Raw genomic sequence first — 17,025 nt, 5'->3', positions numbered from 1 at the left:
TGGCCTATGCAAGTGCTCCTTTGGCCATTCAGCGGCGCTCAATGAGCGCCGCTGTTTTGCCAAGCGCAAGCCGACCCCGGAGGTGCCTCACGCATCGGGAAATCCTCGGTTAACGCGCGGAGTCAGCGCAGTTCCTTTTCCCCCTGCAGCGAAACGATCAGCGGACAGGAAACCGTCCCGTGGCTCGCACAACAATCGTGAACCAGCCGCGCCAACACCGACTCGATCCGCCGCAGATCCGCGAGTTTCCCCCGCACATCCTCGAGCTTCTGCTCGGCGAGCACGCGCGCTTCGTCGCAGTGAGCGCCGTCATCCAATCGCAACAGCCCGGCCACCTCATCGAGGCTGAAGCCCAGTCGTTGCGCGGATTTGACGAATTTCACCCGGGCCACGTCCGCCTCGCCGTAGCGGCGAATGCTGCCGTAGGGCTTGTCCGGTTCGGGCAACAGCCCCTTGCGTTGATAGAACCGGATGGTTTCCACGTTGACCCCGGCCGCCTTGGCGAAGGCGCCGATGGTCAGGCTTTCCACAGTGTTTTCCATACTGCTTGACTCCGTACTTGACTACGGAAGTAACCTTAAACCATCGCTCACATGCTCGAAAGGAGAAATGCATGTCTGAACCATCAAACGGGCGCGCCCCTCTTGTCGCCGGGGGGCTTGCGGCGATTCTCGCCTCGACTTGCTGTCTTGGGCCGCTGGTTCTGATCGCACTGGGATTCAGCGGGGCCTGGATCGGCAACCTGACCGTGCTGGAACCTTACCGCCCGCTCTTCATCGGTGCGGCGTTAGTCGCGCTGTTCTTCGCCTGGCGACGCATTTTCCGCCCGGCTCAAGTCTGCAAACCGGGTGAGGTCTGCGCCGTGCCCCAGGTACGCACCACCTACAAGCTGCTGTTCGGGCTGGTAACGGCCTTGGTGCTGGTCGCGCTCGGCTTCCCCTACATCCTTCCCTTGTTCTACTGATCAGGAGTCCGCCATGAAAAAACTGCTTGCATCCTTCGCCCTCGCCACCCTAGTCGCCGCACCTGCCTGGGCGGCCACGCAGACCGTCACTCTGGCGGTGCCGGGCATGACCTGCGCCGCTTGCCCGATCACGGTGAAGAAGGCGCTGACCAAGGTCGAGGGCGTGACCAAGGCCGAGGTGAGCTATGAGAACCGCGAGGCCATCGTCACCTTCGATGATGCCAAGACCAATGTCCAGGCGCTGACTAAGGCGACCGAGGACGCCGGCTACCCGTCCAGCGTCAAGCAGTAGGCGGGCATTCCGATGGCAAACCCTTTCAATTTGTTCACGCGGATCGGTGACAAAGCCGGGTCCGTTGGCGTGCTGATTTCTGCCATAGGCTGTGCCTCGTGTTTCCCCGCCCTTGCCGGTCTGGGGGCCGCGATCGGTCTGGGCTTTCTGAGCCAGTGGGAAGGCCTGTTCATCACCACGCTGCTGCCGTTATTTGCCGGGCTGGCCCTGCTCGTCAATGCCCTCGGCGGGTTCAGTCACCGGCAGTGGCGACGCGCTGCGCCTGGCCTGATCGGCCCGGCCCTGGTGCTGATAGCGGTGTATTTGATGCTGGCTCACGGCTGGCGGAGCGGCTGGCTGCTCTATATCGGCCTGGCCCTCATGTTTGGGGTGTCCATCTGGGATCTCGTGTCGCCCGCCCACCGCCGTTGCTCCCCGACGTCCTGTCCGACTCCGCCAAAATGAAGGAATAACACTATGACCAAACTACAAATCGTCGGCATGACCTGCGCCTCCTGTGTCGAGCATGTGAAAGAGGCCTTGGAGAAGATCCCCGGCGTGCATCGGGCGGATGTTTCCTACGCCAGCGGGAAGGCCGAACTGAAGGTCGACGAGGGCGTAAGCCGTGAACAGATGCAGGCCGCCGTCGAGGCCCTGGGGTATCGAGCGGCGTTCGAAGACGCCACGGCACCTACCCGCTCAGGCCTGCTCGACAAGGCGCGGGGCTGGTTGAGCGGCAGCATTGGCGCCGGGAAAGATGGCGACAGGCTCCACGTGGCGGTCATCGGCAGCGGTGGCGCCGCCATGGCGGCCGCGCTCAAGGCGGTGGAAGGCGGTGCGCGCGTCACCCTGATCGAGCGCGGCATCATCGGCGGCACCTGCGTCAACGTTGGCTGCGTGCCCTCCAAGATCATGATTCGCGCCGCGCATGTGGCCCATCTGCGGCGCGAGAGCCCGTTCGACGCCGGACTGTCCACCACGAGCCTGACCGTCCTGCGCGAGCGGTTGCTCGCCCAGCAACAGGGTCGTGTCGACGAACTGCGCCACGCCAAGTACGAAGGCATTCTGGAGAGCACGCCGGCGATCACCCTGGTACGCGGCACCGCCCGTTTCCAGGACGGCCGCACGCTCAGCGTGGAACTGGCCGAGGGCGGCGAGCGCATCGTCGCCTTCGACCGCTGCCTGATCGCCACCGGCGCGAGCCCGGCCGTTCTACCGATTCCCGGACTCAAGGACACCCCGTACTGGACCTCGGACGAGGCGCTGGCGAGCGACACCATTCCTAAGCGGCTCGCCGTGATCGGCTCCTCGGTGGTGGCGGTGGAACTGGCGCAGGCCTTTGCCCGGCTGGGCAGCAAGGTCACGGTCCTGGCACGCAGCACGTTGTTCTTCCGCGAAGATCCGGCCATCGGTGAAGCGCTGACGGCAGCCTTCCGTATGGAGGGCATCGAAGTGCTGGAACACACGCAAGCCAGCCAGGTGTCCCACGTCGACGGCGAGTTCATCCTGAGCACCAATCATGGCGAGCTGCATGCCGACCGACTACTCGTCGCCACCGGCCGCACGCCCAACACCCAAGGCATGAATCTGCAAGGCGCCGGCGTGAAGCTGGACGAACGCGGTGCCATCCAGATCGACTCGGGCATGCGCACCAGTGCCCCGGATATCTATGCGGCCGGCGACTGTACCGACCAGCCGCAGTTCGTCTACGTGGCGGCGGCCGCAGGCACCCGTGCGGCGCTCAACATGACCGGCGGCGAGGCGAAGCTCAATCTCGACGCCATGCCGGCCGTGGTGTTCACCGATCCGCAGGTGGCCACCGTGGGCTACAGCGAAGCGGAGGCGCACCACGCCGGCATCGAGACCGACAGCCGCACCTTGACCCTGGATAACGTGCCACGCGCACTGGCCAACTTCGACACGCGGGGTTTCATCAAGCTGGTCATCGAGGAAGGTAGCGGACGGCTCATCGGCGTGCAGGCGGTGGCCCCGGAGGCGGGCGAACTGATCCAGACCGCCGCCATCGCCATCCGGGCGCGGATGACGGTGCAGGAACTGGCCGACCAGTTGTTCCCCTACCTGACGATGGTCGAGGGGCTGAAGCTCGCGGCGCAAACCTTCGCCAAGGACGTCAAGCAGCTGTCCTGCTGCGCCGGGTAATGAGCGCGCGAGGTTGAAGCATGAACGACACGGCAAGCGATCTCGGCAGTCGCGACAGCCTGCGCAAGACCTGGCAGGTAATCAGCTTATGGGGGCTGCCTGCCGTCGTGGCGACCATAGCGCTTGTTCTGGCGGATCGACGCCCTGCGTTGTTCCTGGCAGCGAGCGCCGCGCTACTCGTGATGGGCGGCGCCTGCCTGGTCAACGCCGCGCGCTGTCGCCGCCTTCACTGCTACATCACCGGGCCGTATTTCCTGATGCTCGCGCTGGGTGCGCTGCTGGCTTATGGGTTTGCCCCAAACGGCGAGTATCACTCCCGGCTGTGGTTGCTCCTGGCACTAGGGGTTACGCCATTGCTCATCTGGCTACCTGAACGCCTAGCCGGAAGGAAATATCTGAGCGCCCTAGTTTGCGGGGAAGACCGGGAGTGTCGGTGATGAATGCCTACACCATATCCAGACTGGCCGAGGACGCGGGCGTCAGCGTGCATGTGGTGCGCGACTATGTGCTGCGTGGCTTGCTGCACCCCGCGCGGCGCACGGAGAGCGGTTACGGCATTTTCGATGAGCGGTCCCTGGCGCGTCTGCGCTTCGTGCGCGCCGCCTTCGAGTCTGGTATCGGGCTCGACGAATTGGCACGGCTCTGCCGGGCGCTCGATGCGGACGATGGCGCCGACTTGATCGGCTGCGTCGAGTGCCTGCTCCGGCTAGTCACGGCACGGCAGGCGGCCTTAGCCGCAGTGGCAACCCAGCTGGCCGGGCTGACTCATTGCGCCGGCGAAGGTTCTGCCTATGCGTAACGCCGATCACGTTGAGTCAAGCAAGGTCTTCCGCTGGCGTGCTTACACCTGGGGCGTGCTCGCCGCGCTCACCTGCCCTTGCCATCTGCCGGTGCTGGCATTGCTGCTTTCGGGGACAGCGGCCGGCGCGTTCGTCAGCGAGCAGTGGAGCCTCGCGACGCTCGTGCTGGCGGTTTTCTTCATCCTCTTCCTGCGAGCGGCATTGCAGGCCTTTCGGAAGCGACCGTGACCCGCTCGGAGCACGGCGCGACCACCACTGCCGAGTTGGGCAGGGAGGCTGCAGGTCGATCGGCGCTCAGTCACGGGGGGAAAGCGTTGCTAGGTTTTCTTGGACGATGGAGGAACCCCCATCATGAACACAAACAACACCTCCACCATCAGCTGCTGCGAATGCTGCAAGGACATTCCCCTTGACGCCGCACTGACGCCGGAAGGTTCCGAGTATGTCGTGCACTTCTGTGGCCTGGAGTGCTATCAGCGTTTCATGTCGCGAGCAGATAAGAGGGCGGCATCCGAGCCTGATCACCCCTGCACACAAAAGGTCAGTACCCGTCAGGACGGCTAATTCGCGCTGCACCGGAAAAGTGGCTCTTGCTGGTCGCAGAAAGCGTGAGCCCGAGGACTCCGTCAGTCGCAATCCGTCTGAGCTGGAAGTGGCATCGAGTGCGGTGCCCGGCCGATTTCGAACCCAGGCCGTTACACCTACTGGTCGTCGTCCGGATTGCGCAGCGGCCGCAGTTCGCCGCGGGTAACCTCTTCCGGCACCGCGAAGGAGTAACGGCCCAGCATGTTGATGTGCTCGTGGATCAGTGGCGAGAGCCGCGCGACATCCTCCTCCAGCACCGGGTAGCCGTGCTGCCTGAGCCGTTCTACGGCCGCCGTCATGTAGAGGGTGTTCCACAGCACGATGATGTTCACCACCAGGCCGAGGGCGCCGAGCTGGTCCTCCTGGCCTTCGCGGTAGCGCTGGCGCAGCTCGCCGCGTTTGCCGTGGAACACGGCGCGGGCCAGGCTGTGGCGGCCTTCGCCCCGGTTCAGCTGGGTCAGGGTGGCGCGGCGCTTGGACTCGTCGTCGATGTAGGTCAGGGTGTGCAAGGTCTTCTCGATGCGACCGAACTCAGCCAGCGCCTGGGCCAGGCGGGTGGGACGATCCCCTGTTTGCAGGGTGCGCATGATGCCGGTGGCCGGCACTCGGCCGAGCTTGAGCGAGCCGGCCAGGCGTAGCAGGTCGTCCCAGTGCTCGGCGATCAGATCGAGCTTGACCGACTGCCGGGCCAGGCCGTTGAGTTTGCCGTAATCCGCCTCCGGGCGCGTGCGCCAGAAACGGGTACCGCCGACGTCGGCCAGGCGCGGGCTGAAGTGGTAGCCGAGCAGGCGGAACAGCCCAAACACCACATCGCTGTAGGCCCCGGTGTCGGTCATGATCTGCGTCGGCTGCAACTCGGTCTGCTGTTCCAGCACCACGGCCAGCAGCACCAGGCTGTCGCGCAGGGTGCCGGGCACGGTGATGGCGTTGAGGCCGGAGAACTGATCGGAAATCAAGTTGTACCAGGTGACGCCCCGGCCGGTGCCGAAATACTTCGGGTTGGGGCCAGCATGCACGGTGCGCACCGGTACCACGAAGCGCATGCCATCGGCGGAGGCGACCTCGCCGCCGCCCCAGACCTGGGCCAGCTCCAGTTGGCTCTGCGCCCCCACCAGAATGGCGTTTGCCACTGACAGCGTGTCGTCACGGATATAGTTCTGGCTGACCCAGGACAGCCGGTCGCGGCGTAGCGCCTGATTGTCGGTGCGGATCAGCGGCTCCAGGCCGGTGTTGCAGGCCCCACCCAGCAGCACCGCGCAGAGGCTGGTGACCAGGTTGTCGGCCCGCGCATTGCGCTCGGACACATGGGTGAAGGCCTCGGCGAAGCCGGTGCGAGCGGCGATTTCCAAGAGGATTTCCGGCAGATCGACACGCGGCATCAGATCAGCCACGGCTGCTCGCAGTTGCAGCAGCGAGTTCGGCTCCTCCAGCTTGTCCAGTGTGCCGAGCGAGAGCTCGGTCTTGCCCTCGGCGTTCTCGCTCAGCTGGATCGCGGGGTTGTCGGGTAGGCGGGCCGCGACCGCCTGCCAGGTCGCATCCAACTCGGCGCTCAGCGCATCCAAGGTGGTGCCGGCGTCAATGGTCAGGCCCAGCGAGCGGCAGATGATCGGCCGCGCCGCCAGCCATTCGGCACCGTCGAGCAGGCCGAGACGCGGGTCGGCATAGCGCCAACTGGGCGAGACGAACACGTCGCGCCGGCGCAGGGCCGTGCGCAGCGCATCGAGCGTGCAGAACACATAGGCGCCCATGTCGAGGGAGCCATCCTCGCGGGTAATGTGCTTCTGCCAAGCCTTGGCCACGATCTCCTGCGGCGCGTCATCCTCCGGTTTCCGGCGGGGCAGGTTCAGCTGCAACCAATCCAGGCCGGCGACCACGCCTTTGCCGGCCGGGCTGAAGCCGAAGCGGATGTGCTTGAGCAGGTCGGGCAGGAAACGGCGCACACTGCGGTAGCGCGCCTCCAGGGCGAGAAAATACACATCGTCAACCGGGCGGATCAGCGCATTGACATCTTCCAGGGCTTTCTCCAGCGAGGCCCTCGGCAGGTCGTTGAACAGCCGGGCGCGCACGTTGTCATCGCTGATTGAGCTGTCCAGCACGACCTTGCACGCGGCGGCGAGCGTCGCCGCCGAGCGATCCAGGTCTTTCAGGCTGCGCATGCGGGCTTTCTTGTCGGCCTTCTCCGCGTTGCTGAACAGGTCGCGTAACAGCGCTTCCAGGACCTCCAGGGCGTCGTCGTGCGCGGTGGCCTCCAGGCACAGGGCGAACGCCACCAGTGTCGCCATCCGCCGCGACGCCGGCAGCCGGTTGATCGCCGTGACCTTGGCGGTGTTGGCGAAGCGAGCCAGGGCCGCGATACGGCTGGGCGGGATGTGCGCCGCCGCTGGCAAGGCGATGCCGATGCCGCGCACGTCATCAAGCCGGCGCAGCGCCCGAATCAGTGCGGGGCCACTGACCATCACCGGGCCGGAGCGCAGTTGATCCAGCCGGGAACTGCGGTTGCCTTCGGCGACCAGCAGCAAGTCCTGTAGCTGCTGCCGTTGCGCCTCGCTCACACTGCGGCCAAGGGTTAGCCAGAGGCGTTCTTCGACCCGGCTGCGCAGTTGGGCGATGAACCGTTCCAGAACGGTGACGCCGGGCAGTAAAACCTTGTGCGTCAGCAACCAGGTCGTCGCCCGATTGAACAACTCGCCAGGACGATCTGTCCCTGTCCAACAGAGCGCATACAGCCAGCGGGCAAGTCGAAAGCCGACGCTGGAATCAGCAAACACCCGATAGCCGTAACGCTCCTGAATCTCGGCGGCATGACGTTGACGTTGGCGGGTTTCGGCATAGGCCAGGATACAAGTTGGATCGGTAATGCCTAACTGGCGACTGAGCGCTTGCAGCACCTCTTGGGGGACGGCTGAAAAGTCGTCGGGAAAAGTGCCCAGGTAGCGGATGCTGGTCAGTTGGGTGGCGTAGCCAAGGCGGTTGTGCTCGCCGCGCAGCGGTAGGAGGATTTTGTGGTCGTCGTCGCTCAGGTGGAAGTAGCGTTCCAGCTCCTCACGACTGGGGGCATCGACATAGCGGCCAAAACCGTCGCGTTGCTCCTGGGTCAGAAAACCGACCGGCATCGATCACAGCACCTCGGCGCAGAACACGGCGGGCATGACAATCCGCGTGCGTTCGATGTGCCCGCGTTGCAGCAGGCCGGCGCGGCGATCACCGGTCACCAGGTAGTCCGCATCGCCTGCCAGGGCCATGGCCAGCAGAAACGAGTCATCCGGATCATCGGCTTCGACCTCGATGGTCAGACGCTCCAGTACCACAGCCCGTTGCAGGTTATTGATCATGGCTCCCACTTTGGCGGGCTGAAGGATGGCCTGGAGCTTGGGGTAGCGGCTGGCTCGGCGGATTTCATCGAGCTGCATCCGCGAGGTCACTACCTCGAAACGCGCCGCCCGCCAGGCACGGTAGATCGCATCGGGCGCGCCATGCGGCGAGATCAGTGCGCTGAACAGGATGTTGGTATCCAACACGACCCGCATCAGCGCTTACGTGCCCAGTCGAGCGCTTCGTCAACCGCTTCGGTCAGCTCTGCCTCGCTCAGATGGGCATTAGCGGCCTTGGCCTGTTCGGCCGTCAGTTCCAGGATGTGGGCCCGCACCGCCTCTTCAATGAAGCGCGACAGGTCGCCTTTCCGGCCACCGCCCTGGCTGGCCAGAAACATCCGAAGCGACTGGTCGGTGTCGGCCGAGACGGCGACATTCCAGCGAATCGTATTCATGGCGTTCCCCGCTAGTAGGTGTTTGTGTGTTTATACGCCAATCACAAAGGGCTATGCAATGGTTCAAAAAAACCTTCGTTTTGCCGAACTTTAAGTGGACAGGAATCGGCTGGTTAACCTACCTGCGCTACGGTTCAAATAACTGGTACGCTTAATCAAAGTTCAACTATTACTAACGTAGTCGAGTAAACGGTACTTTTGATGAAGATCGGTTATGCGCGGGTGAGCACTCGGGATCAGAACGCCGACCTCCAGGTCGATGCCCTGAAACAGGCCGGGTGCGAACGCATCTATCAAGACATCGCCAGCGGCGCGAAAAGCGCCCGGCCGGAGTTGGACAAGTTGCTAGCCCATGTTCGAGCGGGCGACACCGTGGTGATCTGGAAGCTGGATCGCCTCGGGCGCTCCCTCAAACACCTGGTCGAGCTGGTCGGCGAGCTGGCAGAGCGCAAGGTCGGCTTGCAGAGCCTGAATGACCCAATCGACACCACCCACGCCCAAGGTCGCTTGGTGTTCAACCTGTTTGCCTCGCTGGCCGAGTTCGAGCGCGAGCTGATCCGCGAGCGGACTCAGGCGGGTTTGTCGGCCGCGCGGGCGCGGGGCCGGATCGGTGGCCGTCCCAAGGGCCTCCCAGCCAAGGCCGAGGCCACCTCCATGGCGGCCGAGACGCTGTACCGCGAGGGCCGCCTGAGCGTCAGCGCCATCGGCGAGAAGTTACACATCTCCAAGAGCACGCTGTACAGCTACCTGCGCCATCGTGGTGTTGAGATCGGCGCACACCAGAAGAGCGCCCAGCCGCGAGGTCAGCAACGCAATGTCGCGTCGCCGGCAGAGCCCGCCGCCGAGCAGGTGGCCACCGTCACGCTGCGCCTGGCGGTGGTGAACAACAGCAAGTTCGTTCGCGGCCGGAAACGGGCCAAGGAAAATATCGAGCGCTACTGCTTGGAGCCCTACAGTATGAAACGGCTGGAGTCGGGCAACTACGAACTGGCCATTCCGTATCGGAGCGACGATGAGCTGGACAAGACCGTGCATGACTTGCTGACCGAGATCAGCCAGGAAGCCGACATGCGCAACTGCTTTATCGAAGCCGATGCCTGGGAAGAAGGCTCTGAACGGCGCTGGTAGGGCTTAAGTGCACTTTCTGTTCCATTGCTCCCCAAACCCCAGTTACAGCTGCTATGATGAATGAGATCGAAAACTGAAATCCCCCACTAGAATTGTTGACTGGAGTCAAAATGAATAAAAAGCGGCCGGTTAATCTTGATATTCGAACCATTCAGCTTCCTCTCACGGCGCTTACATCGATTCTGCACCGGATTTCAGGAATTATGCTCTTTATTTTTCTGGGACTGATACTGTATATGCTGAGCAAATCGTTGGAGTCAGAAAAGGGTTTTAATGAAGTCAAGGAGATTTTTTCTTCACCTTTCGGCAAAGTTAGTTTCTGGTTGGTATACTCTTCATTTATTTATCATCTCGTAGCCGGAATTCGACACCTAGTTATGGATGTGGGTGTTGGTCATACTTTGAAAGGCAGCAATCGCGCCTCTACTATTGTTTTAGTAGTGTCGGGTGTTTTAATGGTTGCTGGCGCCGTATGGATTTGGTAGCTGTGGAGTCGTAATGCGTATTTACAAGGACTAAAAGCGTCCTTTAAAGCTAACTTACGAAAGTATTTATAATCGACGGTTCACGCTTAAACGGTTGAATCCTTTCGGGCTTCCGAATAGCTGTTAGCTGAAAGCTATCATGAGCTAAGTTTTCTGTGCATCATCAAATGTGTTAATGGGAGCGCCATAGTACTAGGTACAAATATGGCTCTAGGACAATGTTAGATGTTTTGGATTTTGAGGCGGATCGCTCTTATCGAAGATCGTCTAATTCGCTCTGAAGCGCAGGTTTTTTGAAACTATCACCTGGTTGGCACACTGTGCGAATCAACATCAGATATGAGAAAGCCAATCAGGTGAACACTACCCTCGAGGGCTCATCTGTCCAGTTAAAGCCTCGAGTCTTTCTGGGTGCGCAAAAGACAAGAAGGTTATATGGGAAAATTATGAGGCCTGGATACCATGCGTCATGGGCGTGCCGATGCTGTGAGTGACAGAGCGAGAAGCAAGTGAAAGTCCCTGAAGTAGGGGCGGGATGCGCCCGAGTGGCATTTTTTGTCTTAAGGTAGATCGCGTAGCTGTTCTTCAGAATAATCTTCAGAGCGTTGACGACAGCCATCGCTGTGCATTCCTCAAGAATAGAATGTGTCGGAAGGGTGGCGTCATTGGTGTTAGTCATCGCTTAGGATTTCTCAATCTGGCTTACACGGGCGCCTGTACCGATATCCCCGCGGATGGCGACGTATCGATGTTGAATTCCTCGCCAGACGAAGTGCAATGAGCTGCGGCTATAGGCTTGCGCAGCCTTAGATAGCCGGCCGTCGCAGGCGCGCCGGTTGGCCGGGATCTTCTTCTGCCCGTCAGGTGTCCGGTCGGAACTCCAGCACGAACGCTACGACCTTTTCGGCGGACATTTCGCACGGCTTCAACAATGTCCTATCTGATGTAACGCGGAAGAGGTTGAAGCTGACAATGTCAGTCCCGTCCAACTCCCTGGCGAACAGACTGTTGCGACGTCCGTCCCCAGATCGCCGGACGATCAAGCTGAAACGCCGGCCTTCATAAGTCCCTTCTCTGTATCCCTCCGCAAGCTTCGCGAAAGCGGCATCGAACTCGGAATGCTCCATGTCATCCATCCTTATTGATAGAACAGAGGCGCGGCGGGTGCGAGACCGCCAGTGCCGGGTCGCGCTAAGGTGCCGGGCAGATTCCTGCAGCCGACGAGGCCCGGGGTGGGCAGGATAATTGAGATGTCGGCGCCCGCATGGCTATCAGCGAAGTCGTCCGTCCAGTCTGCTAGGCAACGTCCACGCCTTTCCAGAAAGCGATGTAATCCCGGATACCCTCGGCATCCGGAGTGGGGGCGGGATAGGTCCAAGCGGCGTTCACGTTGAGCGCGTCACCCGCGCGAACATGAAAGAAGCGCGCGGCGCCTTTGATCGGACAGACAGATGTGTGCGGGCTCATCTCAAGCAGGCTCAGGTCGACTCCTGACGGTGGGAAGTAGTGATTTCCCTCGACGATGACTGTTTCGTCGCTTGTGGCGATAGTAGTGTCTTTCCAGATGGCTGAGACCAACGGACTCTCCTTTTGTATTCATCAACCGGCGAAGGCTCGCGGGCTGGCTGCCCCAAGCCGCACCTCCTCAGGTGGCAGGCGGGTTGCGTCCGAGAAGTTTGTCGAGCTCGCCTCTGACATCGAGCGCGAATAGCTCATCGGAGCCACCGATAAGGGTGCCATTGATGAAGATCTGCGGCACGGAGCTTCGCCCCGACGCTTCCGCCATGGCCTGCCGGTGAGCCGGATCCGCCTCAATATCGAGCTCCTTCCATCGCACGCCCTTTTCCTTGAGGAGCGCCTTCGCTCGGCGGCAGAACGGGCACCAATTCGTGGTGTACAGCAATACATCAGTTGTCATATTGCATCTCCGGCAGTTGCACGCGGATCGCTGTCATGGCGTTGATCTCCAATTCGCGGCGTTCAAAGATGGCGACTGCACCTTGGCCGACATCGGAGCAGATGCTGACGATTGGCCGCTATCCAGGCGACATGGCCCAAAGTGCTTTCACCGCCAGGCAGAGGCCGCACGCGCCTCCTGTAGCGCCGAGCCGATGCTCTAAGGTAACCGAGCCTCGATTGGGACGGAAGCGGTCCCGCTCGAATCGCCCATCATGCTGGTCGAGCATATCAGGACGACGGATAGTGCAGGAACTTTCAAATTGAGCTTGATGTCGAGCCAGGTATCGCGAGCGAAGGCGTTCTAGAGGCCGGGGGGTACGAAGACTGTGTTCGGCAAAACGGTTCACGTTGATCGCCAAAGCTTCCCAGGGCGCACGTCTACGATCGGCGCGACGTGAGATAGCTCGCGCCGCTAGCCCCCGTAGCGCTCCGTCTTGATGATGGAGGCGTCCAAGCCCGCCAGCAGCGCGCTATCGGTTGCGATGTTGACGAATCCGTTAGACCCGCAGACGAACACTTGCGTCGGCTTTCCCTGAAGCCTGGTTAGAATTTCTTGGACCATCATGCCGTCGATCCGTCGCGCAAAGTCCGATGCGCGAACCGGTTTCTCGCGCGTAATCGCGAGCGCCAGGACGAACGCCGGATCGCTGATTTCGATGCAATGAAGTTCTTCTGAGAAGAGAACGTCCTCGGCGGTTCGTGCGGACAGGAGCAACGCTGTCGGAACGGCTTGGGCCAATGCGCGGCGCTGCCGGATCATTGCCATCAACGGCACGAGGCCGGAGCCTCCCCCGATCAACAGAACCGGATCTATGGCAGGCTCAGGCCAAAGGAAATGGCCACCGAGCGGACCGCGAACTTCGATTTCGTCACCAATCGCCGCGATGTCGTGAAAAAACGGCGAAACTTCGGCATCCGGCATGCGCTCGATAGCTATCTCGACGATCGGGGTCGAAACTGCCGATGACGCGATCGAGTAGCTGCGCATTGCACTGTAGCCGTCGGGCGCGGTCAGCCGGATATCGACGTGCTGACCTGCGGTGTGCGCGAACGGCTTGCTCAACCGAAGGAAGAAGCTCTTGATACTCGGTGTTTGCTGGATGATGTCGTCGATCACGCATGATTGCCACGAACGGACTTGCGCTTCGTTTTCAGTCATGGGTGTATCGTTGTTCGCGCCACGGATCGCCGTAGATGTGATAGCCGTGCAGCTCCCAAAAGCCGGCCTCGTCACGCGTCGTGAATTGCAGCGCATTCACCCATTTGGCGGATTTCCAGAAGTAAAGGTGCGGCACTAGAAGACGCGCCGGCCCCCCATGATCGCGGGAAAGTGGCTTGCCCGCATAACTGAGGGCGACCATCGCTTTCCCGGAAAGCAGATCCGTCAGAGGGACGTTTGTCGAATAATTATCGTAGCAGTGCGCCAAGACGAAATCGGTAGGCCGATCAAGCTCTGCATCTGCAAGGATGTCTTCAATGAGTACACCCTCCCAAACGGTATCCAGTTTGGACCAAGAGGTGACGCAGTGAATATCCTTTGTCACCTGGGTCTTTGGTAGAGTGTTGAATTCGCCCCAATTCCACGTTTTGACGGGCTTCGGACCAATTTTGACTGTGAATTTCCAGTCGGAGGGCTCTACCCTCGGCGTAGGGCCGGCCGACAGAACAGGGAAATCCTCCACCAGATGCTGACCTGGCGGAATCCGATCGGACTGGTCGCCTGAACCGCGACCGGTGAAACCTCTGGTGACCATAGTGACCCCTCTTGCTCGATACGGCAGACCGAAGCCGGCCTTCATTTCAGTACTCTGCGTAAAGCATTTGCCCGCACATCCGCCGAATAAGCCAATCGACTAAAAATCAGATACAGATGCTCTATCATCGTAAAAAATCGCGTATCGAACATAGCGTCAGGCCAGCATGATTCCCAATACCCAATGGCTATAGGGTAGATAACCCCAAGGCTGCGTACGCTGATCTGCGGTATGCGGAGCGGAAGTTGCAGGTTCGCTCTCAAACGGATGGGCAGCGTGCAAAGCTCAAGGCTCACCAGCGCATGGTTGCCCAGTTCGCGCTCGCCGGCAGCTTGAGTATATTAAGGACGAAATGTCGATCTGATCTATTCTGGCTTCAGGAAATAGGGAAAATAAGGTCGGACGTTCGCGCACCGTCGCGACGCGCGATCATCCACTAAGCTTCTGTATCGGGGTTGGAGGATCAGATGAACGAGATCGAACGACAAGCGCCTGAGCTGCGGGTGCAAAAATGGATTGGCAAAGATGGGGAAAGTATCGCGCCGTTCAAACTGTCAGATATCGGGCCCGGCCCGAAAATCTTGTTTGCCTTCCAGCATTGGTGCCAAGGTTGCCATTTGCATGGGTTTCCGACGCTACAAAAGTTGCATGCAGCGTTGAGCTCAAAAGACGTGGGGTTCGCAGTGATCCAGACCGTCTTCGAAGGAACGCATGAGAATACCTTCGAGAAGTTGCGCGTGAACCAGCTCAAGTATGAGCTTCCTATCGTTTTCGGTCACGACGAGCAACCGACCGGCTCGCCGTTTCCAACCTTCATGGAAGACTACCGCACACGAGGAACTCCGTGGTTTACGGTTATCGACGCTGGCGGTAGCATTGTTTTCTCGGACTTCCATCTCGACGCGGAGCGACTAGTGAAGCAACTTGAGCAAGGTTAATCGTTGGAAGGTGGGCAATCATCCTGATTGCCACCCATCCCCTGATGCCCACTACAGGCGTTGCGCGCTGTAACTCTGTTGATCAGCGTGCGAAAACCCGGATCCGGATAGGAGGAGCGTCAACGATTGAATCAATCCGTTGGGAGAGGGCGGCTCCGCTCCGTCAGCTCGGCAATAGATAACCCATTCTCGCCGAGCAACTCTCTGATCCGATCGACGATATGAGCCCCTAGCGCCGCTGTCTTGGTCCCCCCCACAGATTCCCAAGATGCGAGTTCACACGCCGATACCTCGTGGTCAGCGCCGAAGTGCTTCTGTCGGTATGTCACCGCCGCCCTTCAATGATAAAGGCGCGGTAACGGGAACCGGCAAAGCGTTGAGCAGCGATGGTTTGGTAGGCGGGACTGTCATACCAGTCGCGAGCGGCCTGCATCGTCGGGAAACGCAAGATTACGGCCCCTTCGATGGGCGGCCCCTCCAAATGCTGGATCGCGCCATAAGCGGCGAGAAAGGTAACGTCGTGACCATCGAACGATGGTCCGACGCCTGCAGAATAGGTTGCGAGTGCATGTGGGTCGCTGGTTTCTTCCCGCGTAAAGACGACGAACGCTTCCATCATTAGGCCTCTCAAAGGTTGGATCTGTTGGCCATTACCACCGGTGATGGCCTCACAGTCGTCAGGCTGGCAACTGGAACCCGATTTTCATGAGTGCCTCGACGCACGCATCCTGATCCTGCTGATAGTTGCCTCCGGAGATGCCTATGCCGCCGATCAACTTCCCATCCTCCAGAATCGGATAACCGCCGCCGACAGCGACCATCCGAGGGCGATAGGCTAGCGGCGCCACTTTTGGATCGTTGGTCACATAGTCGTTCCAGACATGGGTCGGGAACCCAAACGAGGCGGAACTCCAGGCCTTGTCGATGGCAACATCGACGGTAAGGAACGGCGCATCGTCGGTGCGCTCGAACGCGCGCAGGTTACCGGTGGCGTCGACGACGGCGACGGCAGCCGGGATGCCGATGGCACGGGCCGCAGCGAGCGCCGCGTCGATGAGGGCGACTGCGGTTTCGCGGTTGATCGAGGCGGTGGCAATAGATTTGGTCATGGGATTCTCATCGCTGGGGCATAACCCGTTCGGCTTTTTGAGGTTGGACAAGATGTTTGGCGATCGCGGTCGTTAGAAGCCTTCGAGGACGATCTTGCCTTTAGCCGCGCCACTTTCGATCAGTGCATGCACCGTCTTCAGATTGGCGGCATTGATCGGCGACAGTCGCCGGGTCAGCGTCGTGCGGATTTTGCCGTCGTCAACCAGCGCTGCCATCGCATCCAGAATCTCGCCCTGCTCATTCATGTCGGGCGTGCCGTAGATCGACCGCGTGAACATCAGCTCGTGGTGGATCGACACCGCCTTGCGCTTGAAAACCATGATATCGAATGCCTTGGGATCGTCGATCAGTCCGAACCGTCCTTGTGGGGCGATCAGTTCGGCGATGTCGGCGACATGTTGCTCGGTATGTGTGGTCGAAAAGACGAAAGCGGGAGCACCGATGCCGAGTTCGGCGATCTGTGGCGCGAGCGGACGAGAATGGTCGATGACGTGGTGAGCTCCAAGCCCTCTTACCCACTCTTGGGTTTCCGGTCGAGAGGCTGTGGCGATGACGGTGAGGTCCGTGCGCTGTCGCGCGATCTGGACGGCGATCGACCCAACCCCGCCCGCGCCACCGATGATGAGGATCGCCTCCGCCGCACCGGGTACGGGCTTCGCCACGTCCAGGCGGTCGAACATCGCCTCCCAGGCCGTCAACGTCGTCAGCGGCAGCGCCGCCGCTTCCGCCCAGGAGAGCGACGCAGGTTTGTGACCGACAATCCGGGCGTCGACGAGATGGAACTCCGCATTGGTACCGGGCCGTGTGATCGATCCGGCATAATAGACCTCGTCGCCTAACTCGAACTGCGTGACGTCGGGGCCGACCTCGCGCACAATCCCGGCGGCATCCCATCCCAGCACCTTCCAATCGCCATCTGCCGGCGGCGTGCTGTTGCGGACCTTGTAGTCGACCGGGTTGACCGAGACGGCCTTCACCTCAACCAGGATATCGTATCCTGCAGCGACAGGCCGAGGCAGATTGATGTCGACCAGCGCGGCATCCGCGGCGATGGGTCCCGGAACCTTGTAACCAATGGCTTTCATAAATGTCTCCAGCTTGCTTG

23 protein-coding genes are annotated in these 17,025 nt (G+C 60.8%); 11 read left to right on the top strand and 12 right to left on the bottom strand.

Features of this window, described 5'->3' with window-relative positions; all coding sequences use genetic code 11:
* Positions 1-122 precede the first annotated feature (122 nt).
* On the bottom strand, positions 123-542 hold the full coding sequence (gene merR / locus DM373_RS06135) for an Hg(II)-responsive transcriptional regulator (protein ID WP_004574528.1): 420 nt from the start codon (positions 540-542) through the stop codon (positions 123-125).
* Between the two features lie 71 nt (positions 543-613).
* On the opposite strand from merR, the gene merT reads away from it, so the two are divergent.
* The 8 genes from merT to DM373_RS06095 all read left to right on the top strand — a co-directional run bounded on the left by merT (position 614) and on the right by DM373_RS06095 (position 4,759).
* Complete coding sequence (merT, locus tag DM373_RS06130; RefSeq protein ID WP_004574527.1) at positions 614-964, top strand: mercuric ion transporter MerT; 351 nt, start codon at positions 614-616, stop codon at positions 962-964.
* Positions 965-977: 13 nt separating this feature from the next.
* Complete coding sequence (gene merP, locus DM373_RS06125) at positions 978-1,256, top strand: mercury resistance system periplasmic binding protein MerP (protein WP_004574526.1); 279 nt, start codon at positions 978-980, stop codon at positions 1,254-1,256.
* 12 nt (positions 1,257-1,268) lie between these two features.
* Positions 1,269-1,700, top strand: a complete 432-nt coding sequence (gene merC, locus DM373_RS06120; protein ID WP_004574525.1) for an organomercurial transporter MerC — start codon at positions 1,269-1,271, stop codon at positions 1,698-1,700.
* 12 nt (positions 1,701-1,712) lie between these two features.
* On the top strand, positions 1,713-3,395 hold the full coding sequence (gene merA, locus DM373_RS06115; RefSeq protein WP_004574524.1) for a mercury(II) reductase: 1,683 nt from the start codon (positions 1,713-1,715) through the stop codon (positions 3,393-3,395).
* A gap of 20 nt (positions 3,396-3,415) precedes the next feature.
* Positions 3,416-3,832, top strand: coding sequence for a hypothetical protein (locus DM373_RS06110; RefSeq protein ID WP_004574523.1), 417 nt, complete (start codon positions 3,416-3,418; stop codon positions 3,830-3,832).
* On the top strand, positions 3,832-4,194 hold the full coding sequence (gene merD / locus DM373_RS06105; protein ID WP_004574522.1) for a mercuric resistance transcriptional repressor MerD: 363 nt from the start codon (positions 3,832-3,834) through the stop codon (positions 4,192-4,194). The genes DM373_RS06110 and merD overlap by 1 nt, the downstream gene beginning before the upstream one ends.
* Entirely contained in the window at positions 4,187-4,423 is a 237-nt protein-coding gene (merE, locus tag DM373_RS06100; protein WP_004574521.1) for a broad-spectrum mercury transporter MerE, read from the top strand. The genes merD and merE overlap by 8 nt, the downstream gene beginning before the upstream one ends.
* Before the next feature lie 123 nt (positions 4,424-4,546).
* Positions 4,547-4,759, top strand: coding sequence for a DUF3330 domain-containing protein (locus tag DM373_RS06095; protein ID WP_004574520.1), 213 nt, complete (start codon positions 4,547-4,549; stop codon positions 4,757-4,759).
* Between the two features lie 137 nt (positions 4,760-4,896).
* Here DM373_RS06095 and DM373_RS06090 read toward each other — a convergent pair whose 3' ends face one another.
* Genes DM373_RS06090 through DM373_RS06080 form a run of 3 tightly spaced genes read right to left on the bottom strand, consistent with a single transcriptional unit; the run spans position 4,897 to position 8,546 of the window.
* Positions 4,897-7,893 carry a Tn3 family transposase gene (locus tag DM373_RS06090; RefSeq protein WP_004574519.1) on the bottom strand — a complete coding sequence of 999 codons (2,997 nt, stop codon included), beginning with the start codon at positions 7,891-7,893 and terminating at the stop codon, positions 4,897-4,899.
* Between the two features lie 3 nt (positions 7,894-7,896).
* The gene (locus DM373_RS06085; protein WP_110992714.1) at positions 7,897-8,307 is read right to left on the bottom strand and encodes a putative toxin-antitoxin system toxin component, PIN family; all 411 of its coding nucleotides are present in this window, start codon (positions 8,305-8,307) and stop codon (positions 7,897-7,899) included.
* Positions 8,307-8,546: a ribbon-helix-helix domain-containing protein gene (locus tag DM373_RS06080; RefSeq protein WP_004574517.1), complete on the bottom strand. Its 240-nt coding sequence runs from the start codon at positions 8,544-8,546 to the stop codon at positions 8,307-8,309. The genes DM373_RS06085 and DM373_RS06080 overlap by 1 nt, the downstream gene beginning before the upstream one ends.
* A gap of 201 nt (positions 8,547-8,747) precedes the next feature.
* Between DM373_RS06080 and DM373_RS06075 the strand changes: the two genes are divergently transcribed.
* Together DM373_RS06075 and sdhC are read left to right on the top strand one after the other, a co-directional pair.
* Entirely contained in the window at positions 8,748-9,674 is a 927-nt protein-coding gene (locus DM373_RS06075) for a recombinase family protein (protein ID WP_004574516.1), read from the top strand.
* Between the two features lie 110 nt (positions 9,675-9,784).
* Positions 9,785-10,159, top strand: coding sequence for a succinate dehydrogenase, cytochrome b556 subunit (sdhC, locus tag DM373_RS06070; RefSeq protein ID WP_005005993.1), 375 nt, complete (start codon positions 9,785-9,787; stop codon positions 10,157-10,159).
* 860 nt (positions 10,160-11,019) lie between these two features.
* Here the strand turns inward: sdhC and DM373_RS06060 are convergent.
* The 5 genes from DM373_RS06060 to DM373_RS06040 form a co-directional block, all read right to left on the bottom strand.
* Positions 11,020-11,286, bottom strand: a complete 267-nt coding sequence (locus tag DM373_RS06060; RefSeq protein ID WP_003464988.1) for a hypothetical protein — start codon at positions 11,284-11,286, stop codon at positions 11,020-11,022.
* 169 nt (positions 11,287-11,455) lie between these two features.
* Entirely contained in the window at positions 11,456-11,737 is a 282-nt protein-coding gene (locus DM373_RS06055; protein ID WP_003464986.1) for a DUF427 domain-containing protein, read from the bottom strand.
* Between the two features lie 67 nt (positions 11,738-11,804).
* Positions 11,805-12,077 (bottom strand): glutaredoxin 3, encoded by a 273-nt coding sequence (grxC, locus tag DM373_RS06050; protein WP_005005995.1) that lies wholly within the window; start codon positions 12,075-12,077, stop codon positions 11,805-11,807.
* 453 nt (positions 12,078-12,530) lie between these two features.
* Positions 12,531-13,277, bottom strand: a complete 747-nt coding sequence (locus tag DM373_RS06045) for a ferredoxin reductase (protein ID WP_002118292.1) — start codon at positions 13,275-13,277, stop codon at positions 12,531-12,533.
* Positions 13,270-13,917: a sulfite oxidase-like oxidoreductase gene (locus DM373_RS06040; RefSeq protein ID WP_002118288.1), complete on the bottom strand. Its 648-nt coding sequence runs from the start codon at positions 13,915-13,917 to the stop codon at positions 13,270-13,272. The genes DM373_RS06045 and DM373_RS06040 overlap by 8 nt, the downstream gene beginning before the upstream one ends.
* A gap of 422 nt (positions 13,918-14,339) precedes the next feature.
* On the opposite strand from DM373_RS06040, the gene DM373_RS06035 reads away from it, so the two are divergent.
* A complete protein-coding gene (locus DM373_RS06035; RefSeq protein ID WP_003464979.1) occupies positions 14,340-14,810 on the top strand; it encodes a TlpA family protein disulfide reductase in 471 nt (156 codons plus the stop codon).
* Between the two features lie 325 nt (positions 14,811-15,135).
* On the opposite strand, the gene DM373_RS06025 is transcribed toward DM373_RS06035, so the two are convergent.
* The 3 genes from DM373_RS06025 to DM373_RS06015 form a co-directional block, all read right to left on the bottom strand.
* The gene (locus tag DM373_RS06025; protein WP_010591688.1) at positions 15,136-15,429 is read right to left on the bottom strand and encodes a DUF1330 domain-containing protein; all 294 of its coding nucleotides are present in this window, start codon (positions 15,427-15,429) and stop codon (positions 15,136-15,138) included.
* A gap of 58 nt (positions 15,430-15,487) precedes the next feature.
* A complete protein-coding gene (locus tag DM373_RS06020; RefSeq protein WP_005006001.1) occupies positions 15,488-15,919 on the bottom strand; it encodes a GlcG/HbpS family heme-binding protein in 432 nt (143 codons plus the stop codon).
* A 72-nt stretch (positions 15,920-15,991) separates the two neighbouring features.
* Complete coding sequence (locus DM373_RS06015; RefSeq protein ID WP_002118279.1) at positions 15,992-17,005, bottom strand: zinc-binding alcohol dehydrogenase family protein; 1,014 nt, start codon at positions 17,003-17,005, stop codon at positions 15,992-15,994.
* Positions 17,006-17,025: the final 20 nt, after the last annotated feature.

Origin of the sequence: Pseudomonas sichuanensis, assembly GCF_003231305.1 — a bacterium.
GTDB classification, from domain to species: domain Bacteria; phylum Pseudomonadota; class Gammaproteobacteria; order Pseudomonadales; family Pseudomonadaceae; genus Aquipseudomonas; species Aquipseudomonas sichuanensis.
Note: the sequence above shows the minus strand (reverse complement) of the source record. Positions and strands in the feature narration are given on the sequence as shown.